Source organism: Citrobacter sp. Awk 4, from assembly GCF_028069725.1.
In the GTDB taxonomy this organism is placed as follows: Bacteria; Pseudomonadota; Gammaproteobacteria; order Enterobacterales; family Enterobacteriaceae; genus Citrobacter_D.
This window is the reverse complement of the sequence record NZ_JANEWG010000092.1, coordinates 1-7,300: the sequence shown is the minus strand read 5'-3', so window position 1 is coordinate 7,300 and position 7,300 is coordinate 1. Positions and strand designations below refer to the sequence as shown.

Sequence of the window (7,300 nt, the reverse complement as noted above, 5' to 3'; positions counted from 1 at the left end):
GATAATTAATCTTTAATTTTTTCAATTAGTTAATTCTCTGAATCGTGCGTTTTCTCAGCCTGAAAATGTTGTGATTAAAACCAGTGTGAGTCATTGATGTGCGGCATTTTGCGCAACAATACGCCAGTTGGCAACTAATTCGGAATCAGTGTCGCATCAGATGATAAGAAACGACTGTGATTTTATTTCGACGCAAACGGTTTCGTCAGCGCGCCAGATTCTTTATAATGGCGCCCGTTTCCCCACTTGGGCACACCGAAAGCTTAGAAGACGAGAGACTTATGATGGAAATTCTGCGTGGTTCGCCTGCACTGTCTGCATTCCGTATTAACAAACTGCTGGCGCGTTTTCAGGCTGCCAACCTCCAGGTCAACAATATTTACGCTGAGTATGTCCATTTTGCCTGTCTGAATGCACCGCTGAACGACGATGAACACGCGCAGCTTGCGCGTCTGCTGAAGTATGGCCCTAGCTTACGCAGCCATACCCCGGAGGGAAAACTGCTGTTGGTTACCCCTCGTCCTGGCACCATCTCCCCCTGGTCTTCTAAAGCAACGGATATTGCACACAACTGTGGCCTGCAACAGGTGAGCCGTCTGGAACGTGGCATTGCCTGGTACGTTGACGCTGAACCACTGACCGCTGAGCAGTGGCAAAGCGTCGCTGCTGAACTGCATGACCGCATGATGGAGACGATTTTCTCCTCGTTGAACGACGCAGAAAAACTGTTTGTTCACCACCAACCTGCGCCGGTTGCCAGCGTTGATGTGCTGGGCGAAGGCCGTCAGGCACTGATTAACGCCAACCTGCGTCTGGGACTGGCGCTGGCGGATGATGAAATTGATTATCTGCATACTGCCTTTAGCAACCTGGGCCGCAATCCAAACGACATCGAGCTGTATATGTTCGCCCAGGCGAACTCCGAACACTGCCGTCACAAGATTTTCAACGCCGACTGGGTCATTGATGGCGAGCAGCAGCCGAAGTCGCTGTTCAAAATGATTAAAAATACCTTCGAGGCCACGCCGGACCACGTGCTTTCTGCCTACAAAGATAACGCGGCGGTAATGGAAGGTTCTGAAGTGGGGCGTTACTTTGCCGACCATGAAACGGGTCGTTATGACTTCCATCAGGAGCCAACACACATCCTGATGAAAGTCGAAACCCATAACCACCCGACCGCCATTTCGCCGTGGCCAGGTGCTGCGACCGGTTCCGGTGGCGAGATTCGTGACGAAGGCGCAACTGGGCGTGGCGCGAAGCCGAAAGCCGGTCTGGTCGGTTTCTCCGTTTCCAACCTGCGTATTCCGGGCTTTGAACAGCCGTGGGAAGAAGATTTCGGTAAGCCGGAGCGTATTGTTACCGCGCTGGATATCATGACCGAAGGTCCGCTGGGCGGCGCTGCATTTAACAATGAATTTGGTCGTCCGGCGCTGAACGGTTACTTCCGTACATATGAAGAGAAAGTGAACAGCCACAACGGCGAAGAGCTACGCGGCTATCACAAACCGATCATGCTGGCGGGCGGGATCGGCAACATCCGCGCCGATCACGTCCAGAAAGGCGAGATCGTCGTTGGCGCGAAGTTGATCGTACTCGGCGGGCCGGCGATGAACATCGGTCTTGGCGGCGGCGCAGCGTCCTCCATGGCGTCCGGCCAGTCAGATGCCGATCTGGATTTCGCCTCCGTACAGCGCGACAACCCGGAAATGGAACGTCGCTGCCAGGAGGTTATCGACCGTTGCTGGCAGTTGGGCGACGCTAACCCGATCCTGTTTATCCACGATGTGGGCGCGGGCGGTCTCTCTAACGCGATGCCAGAACTGGTGAGCGACGGCGGGCGCGGCGGTAAATTTGAACTGCGTGACATCCTCAGCGACGAGCCGGGTATGAGTCCGCTGGAAATCTGGTGTAACGAATCGCAGGAACGTTATGTGCTGGCGGTTGCCGCCGACCAGTTGCCGCTGTTTGACGCGCTTTGCAAGCGTGAGCGCGCGCCGTACGCCGTGATCGGTGAAGCGACCGAAGAACAGCATCTCACGATGAATGACCGTCATTTCGATAATCAACCTATCGATCTGCCGCTGGATGTCCTGTTAGGCAAAACGCCGAAAATGACCCGCGATGTACAGCGGCTGAAGGCAAAAGGCGACGCGCTGGATCGTCGTGATATTACCGTTGCCGATGCGGTCAACCGCGTACTGCATTTACCTGCCGTGGCGGAAAAAACGTTCCTCGTTACTATCGGCGACCGCACCGTAACCGGGATGGTCGCGCGCGATCAGATGGTGGGTCCGTGGCAGGTTCCGGTGGCGAACTGTGCGGTCACCACCGCCAGCCTTGACAGTTACTACGGCGAAGCCATGTCGCTTGGCGAACGTGCGCCTGTTGCGCTGCTGGATTTCTCTGCTTCCGCCCGTCTGGCTGTTGGGGAAGCGCTCACCAACATTGCGGCGACGCAGATTGGTGATATTAAACGTATCAAACTGTCTGCAAACTGGATGGCGGCAGCAGGCCACCCGGGCGAAGATGCCGGCTTGTATGAAGCGGTTAAAGCGGTGGGTGAAGAACTCTGTCCGGCGTTGGGGCTGACCATTCCGGTGGGCAAAGACTCAATGTCGATGAAAACCCGCTGGCAGGAAGGCAATGAGCCGCGTGAAATGACCTCTCCATTATCGCTGGTGATCACCGCGTTTGCCCGCGTGGAAGACGTCCGTCACACCATCACGCCGCAACTCTCCACAGAAGATAACGCGCTGCTGCTGATTGACCTGGGCAAAGGGCACAACGCGCTGGGGGCAACGGCGCTGGCGCAGGTTTACCGTCAGCTTGGCGACAAACCGGCAGACGTGCGTGACGTTGCGCAGCTGAAAGGCTTTTATGATGCGATGCAGGCGCTGGTAGCGCAGCGCAAACTGCTGGCTTACCACGACCGTTCTGATGGTGGTTTGTTGGTGACGCTGGCTGAGATGGCGTTTACCGGCCACTGTGGCATTCAGGCGGATATTGCCGCTCTGGGTGATGATCGTCTGGCTGCGCTGTTTAACGAAGAGCTGGGTGCTGTCATTCAGGTGCGTGCGGCGGATCGTCAGGCTGTCGAAACATTGCTGGCACAACATGGTCTTGGCGACTGCGTTCACGTTTTAGGTCAGGCTGTTACCGGTGACCGTTTTGTTATCGAAGCGGATGGTCAGGTTGTCTTCAGCGAAAGCCGTACTACATTGCGTACCTGGTGGGCTGAAACCACGTGGCAAATGCAGCGTCTGCGTGACAACCCTGAATGTGCCGACCAGGAACATAACGCGAAAACCAATGATGCCGATCCTGGCCTTAATGTGAAGCTGTCGTTTGATATCAGCGAAGATATCGCTGCGCCATACATCGCGATCGGCGCACGTCCAAAAGTCGCGGTGCTGCGCGAGCAGGGCGTCAACTCGCATGTGGAAATGGCGGCGGCTTTCCACCGTGCGGGCTTTGATGCCATCGATGTACACATGAGTGACCTGCTGGCGGGGCGCACAGGCCTTGATGACTTCCAGGCGCTGGTGGCGTGTGGCGGCTTCTCTTACGGTGACGTGCTGGGGGCGGGTGAAGGTTGGGCGAAATCGATCCTCTTTAACAACCGCGTACGTGATGCGTTTGAAACCTTCTTCCACCGTCCGCAAACGCTGGCGCTGGGCGTGTGTAATGGCTGCCAGATGATGTCCAACCTGCGCGAGTTGATCCCGGGCAGTGACCTGTGGCCGCGCTTTGTGCGTAACCATTCTGACCGTTTTGAAGCACGCTTTAGTCTGGTGGAAGTGACCCAAAGTCCATCTCTGTTACTGCAGGGAATGGTGGGCTCACAGATGCCGATTGCGGTTTCTCATGGCGAAGGGCGTGTGGAAGTGCGTGACGATGCGCACCTGGCTCAGCTTGAGAGCAAAGGTCTGGTGGCGCTGCGCTATGTCGATAACTTCGGCAAAGTGACCGAAACTTATCCGGCGAACCCGAACGGCTCACCGAACGGGATTACGGCGGTGACCACTGAAAATGGGCGAGTGACCATTATGATGCCGCATCCGGAGCGCGTTTTCCGTACGGTAAGTAACTCCTGGCACCCGGAGAACTGGGGGGAGGATAGCCCGTGGATGCGCATCTTCCGTAACGCGCGTAAGCAGTTAGGTTAATCGATCTACTCTGATAAAGGCCCGGTGAATTCCACCGGGCTTTTTTTATCGCTGACAGATCTCAGCTAGTTTTTGACTTCGTTTACACGCATTTCATTCACTTGCCGGGGAATGATTGTGTTGCCTTTTTTCAGGTAATCAATCACAGCATCAGAGAGGTTATATCCTCCATTGACCTGCTTATTTTTTCCTTCGGTGAATGCCATAAACCCATCACCGCCCGGTGCGAGAAAACTGTTTGTGGCCACGCGGTAGGTTTGCGTATCAACGATATCTTTACCGTTAAGCGTGAATAACGTTACGCGCTGGCCGACAGGTTTGCGAGGGTCATAGCGCATTTCAGCCCCCTTTGACATCTGCAATACGCCATTGCTCAGCGATGCCCCATGTTCCATCAGGCTTCGCAGTGACTTACCGGTTAAATCCATCACCGTCAGCTCATTGGGAAAAGGGAATGTACTGATGATATCGCCAAGGGTAATTGAACCCGGGTTCAGATCGGCGCGTAGGCCGCCCGAATTGGTCAGTGCGAGCTGCGCGTCTGGTGCGGCGACCAACATGGCATCGGTAAACAGGTTACCCAGCGGTGATGACTCTCCATACGCACGAGTCAGCGCGATGGGTGTTTCTCCCACTTTTTGGCTCACGGTTTCAGAGAGCTTTTTGTTCCAGCTATCAATAACCTGCTGAGTGGTGGGATCAGGTTTCCATTCATCCGCGTAAACAGTTTTGAGCTCAAAGCTTTTGACCGTATGGCGATGGGTTTTCGTGTTTACATCCAGCACCAGTTTCCCGATATCAATTCCGCCGCTGTCTGTGGAGAGGATGAGTGTATTGCCTACTTTAATTGGTTCGGGGGTTCCCACATGTGCATGACCGGTGATCAGAAGGTCCAGGCCTTTCACCTGTTTTGCAGTCTGAATATCCTTATCAAGGGCGCGTCTGACATCCGTATTGCCAATGCTGGACTGACGAGCAGGTGTCCCTTCATGCATTAATGCGACAGTAATATCCACTTTCCCGCGAAGCTCATCCAGATAGCGTTGCAGATATTTGACTTCATCACGTGCTTCAATTCCCTGACGCATGGCGGCCGAAACCGTATCATCGAAGGCAAATACACCGTGTAAGCCAATGACGCCTATTTTAACGCCGTTTTTTTCCACAATCGTGTAGGGTTTATTCCAGAAGGGCATACTACTATTTTGAAAAAATACGTTGCCTAATAAAATAGGGAACTTCGCCTGACTGAACTGTAAGAGCGTATTATCCCATCCATGATCAAATTCATGATTCCCGACGGAAGCCGCATCTATCGACATGGTATTCATTATATCGATGATTGCTTTTCCCCTGGTAAGACTACTGATATAGGGGCCCGTAAAATAATCGCCGGCATCAAAATAAAAGGTCGCCTGATTTTTCTTTTTTTCCTGCTTAACCAGCGTAGATATATTGGCAAAGCCACCAACCGCTCGTTTGCCATCGGCAATATAGGGAATTTTATACGGATCAACGTGTGCATGGAGGTCATTGGTATAAATGACAGTGATATCTTGTGCTGCGCTATGGCTCACATATCCCGCGATGAGTAACGTGGTAATCAGTAATTTTTTCATTCTTTATCCTTAAAGCAAAATGGGGAGTGCTATTTTTCGTTTCTGCTTGCATGGATTTTGTGAACCCTCTCACGACAGCGAGCAGGAATGAACGCCAATATCCTTCGACTGACAAAATCTGTTGGGCAATTGAAATGGAAACCCCTCTTAAAATACGTCTCAATGTTTGCAAAAGTTGGTCATGCCCTAATCTCGGTATTCCTGATGCTGCCGAATATTGCTGGCCTGTTTATCGTTTGGGCTATGCGGCTCTCGAATGTAAAAAATGTGGTGGGCTTCCGCCTTTATTTAATGAGCGCGAATTTAATCAATGGTTTGCTCTGTTAACGAAAAATAAGCGGGGTTCAACAGCGCGGGAATGCCTGCGTTGTTCTTCAACAGACGTTATTCACTATGGGCGAACGAGCGCGGGTAATGCGCGGTTCCAGTGCCGTGAATGTCGGGTGGTGTTCACGCCCCGGAAGACGAAGGCCAGCCATGAACGCGCCATTGAGCGGTTTCTTTTACAACTTCATCAGGGAGTTTATACCGCAGAAACAACGCAATATCGGATCCTTGAGAAAGCCGTTAACGGGTGTGAGCAGCAGTTACATCGCTCAACCCAGGAAGTGAAACACGTTGCTACGGTGGTCCTGATATTGCCTTTTCAGGGGCAGGAAGCAGATCAGCAATTGTATGTGGTGATCAGTGCGGATACTTGCTCTGGTCATATTCTCCAGATAACAACCAATTACTGTAACGAGACGGTTGGCGACTCCTTGCGTTATAAAAATATGGCGGGTCCGACGCCGGCGACTTCCCATCATTGCAGTGAGGAACAGATCCGCCAGCAGGAAATGCAGTTCATGCAAAGAAGCCAGTTTGATGAAATTCAATATGGTAGTGCGCGACTGAAGCGCAATGATCGCGGTTGTATCCTTCGCCCCGTGATTGCTATTCACGGCCATTTCCAGCGTTTGAAACGGCAGTTTCCGGCCATTCGCGATCACTACCTTGCACACGAGTGTGTGTTACGCGGCGCAGCGATTACCGCCTGGTCATCAGAAGTACAAACAGGCTCGACGGATCTGTGGTTTGTGGTAGAAGACTTCAGCCAGCAAGGGGCTTTTGAATCAGGTTACAGATTGACGGGAATCTGGCGCATCGGATGGTGGAACAATGTCTGGCAGCGGTGGAGTCGCGACGGGGCTGATAAGGTTATCAGTTCACTGACCGGGCAAAAGCAGCCTGGAAATGTTGCCACGGTTTCTCTTCGATCGTGTGAGGCTTTTGTTCGCTGGCTACATTCACACCCCGGGTCATTGAGTCGTTCACGGCTCGGTCCAGGAGTGCTGAGCCGTCATTTAGTGTGCCTCGCGTATCTTTATAATGAACATATCTAACTGTCGGCTGACGATATGCCTGTCGGGAATTCACGACAAACGCGTATTCGAAGTGTCTCCAAAAGGAGACGTTTAATTGATTGATTTTTATAAGGTGTGTTGAGATTTGTGTCTTGCGTCTCTTTTTGGC

3 protein-coding genes are annotated in these 7,300 nt (G+C 52.7%); 2 read left to right on the top strand and 1 reads right to left on the bottom strand.

The window, feature by feature from the left end; genetic code table 11:
* Nucleotides 1–281 precede the first annotated feature (281 nt).
* On the top strand, nt 282–4,169 hold the full coding sequence (gene purL / locus NNO04_RS21885) for a phosphoribosylformylglycinamidine synthase (RefSeq protein WP_271446452.1): 3,888 nt from the start codon (nt 282–284) through the stop codon (nt 4,167–4,169).
* Between the two features lie 65 nt (nt 4,170–4,234).
* Here the strand turns inward: purL and NNO04_RS21880 are convergent, their stop codons facing one another.
* The gene (locus NNO04_RS21880; protein WP_271446451.1) at nt 4,235–5,788 is read right to left on the bottom strand and encodes a bifunctional metallophosphatase/5'-nucleotidase; all 1,554 of its coding nucleotides are present in this window, start codon (nt 5,786–5,788) and stop codon (nt 4,235–4,237) included.
* Between the two features lie 134 nt (nt 5,789–5,922).
* Between NNO04_RS21880 and NNO04_RS21875 the strand changes: the two genes are divergently transcribed.
* Nucleotides 5,923–7,170, top strand: a complete 1,248-nt coding sequence (locus NNO04_RS21875) for an IS1/IS1595 family N-terminal zinc-binding domain-containing protein (RefSeq protein ID WP_271446450.1) — start codon at nt 5,923–5,925, stop codon at nt 7,168–7,170.
* Nucleotides 7,171–7,300 lie beyond the last annotated feature (130 nt).

What these genes read in the sequence shown, in the direction of transcription:
- purL (WP_271446452.1), top strand. Translation starts at nt 282, where the DNA reads ATGATGGAAATTCTGCGTGGTTCGCCTGCACTGTCTGCATTCCGTATT.
- NNO04_RS21880 (WP_271446451.1), bottom strand. Translation starts at nt 5,788, where the DNA reads ATGAAAAAATTACTGATTACCACGTTACTCATCGCGGGATATGTGAGC.
- NNO04_RS21875 (WP_271446450.1), top strand. Translation starts at nt 5,923, where the DNA reads ATGGAAACCCCTCTTAAAATACGTCTCAATGTTTGCAAAAGTTGGTCA.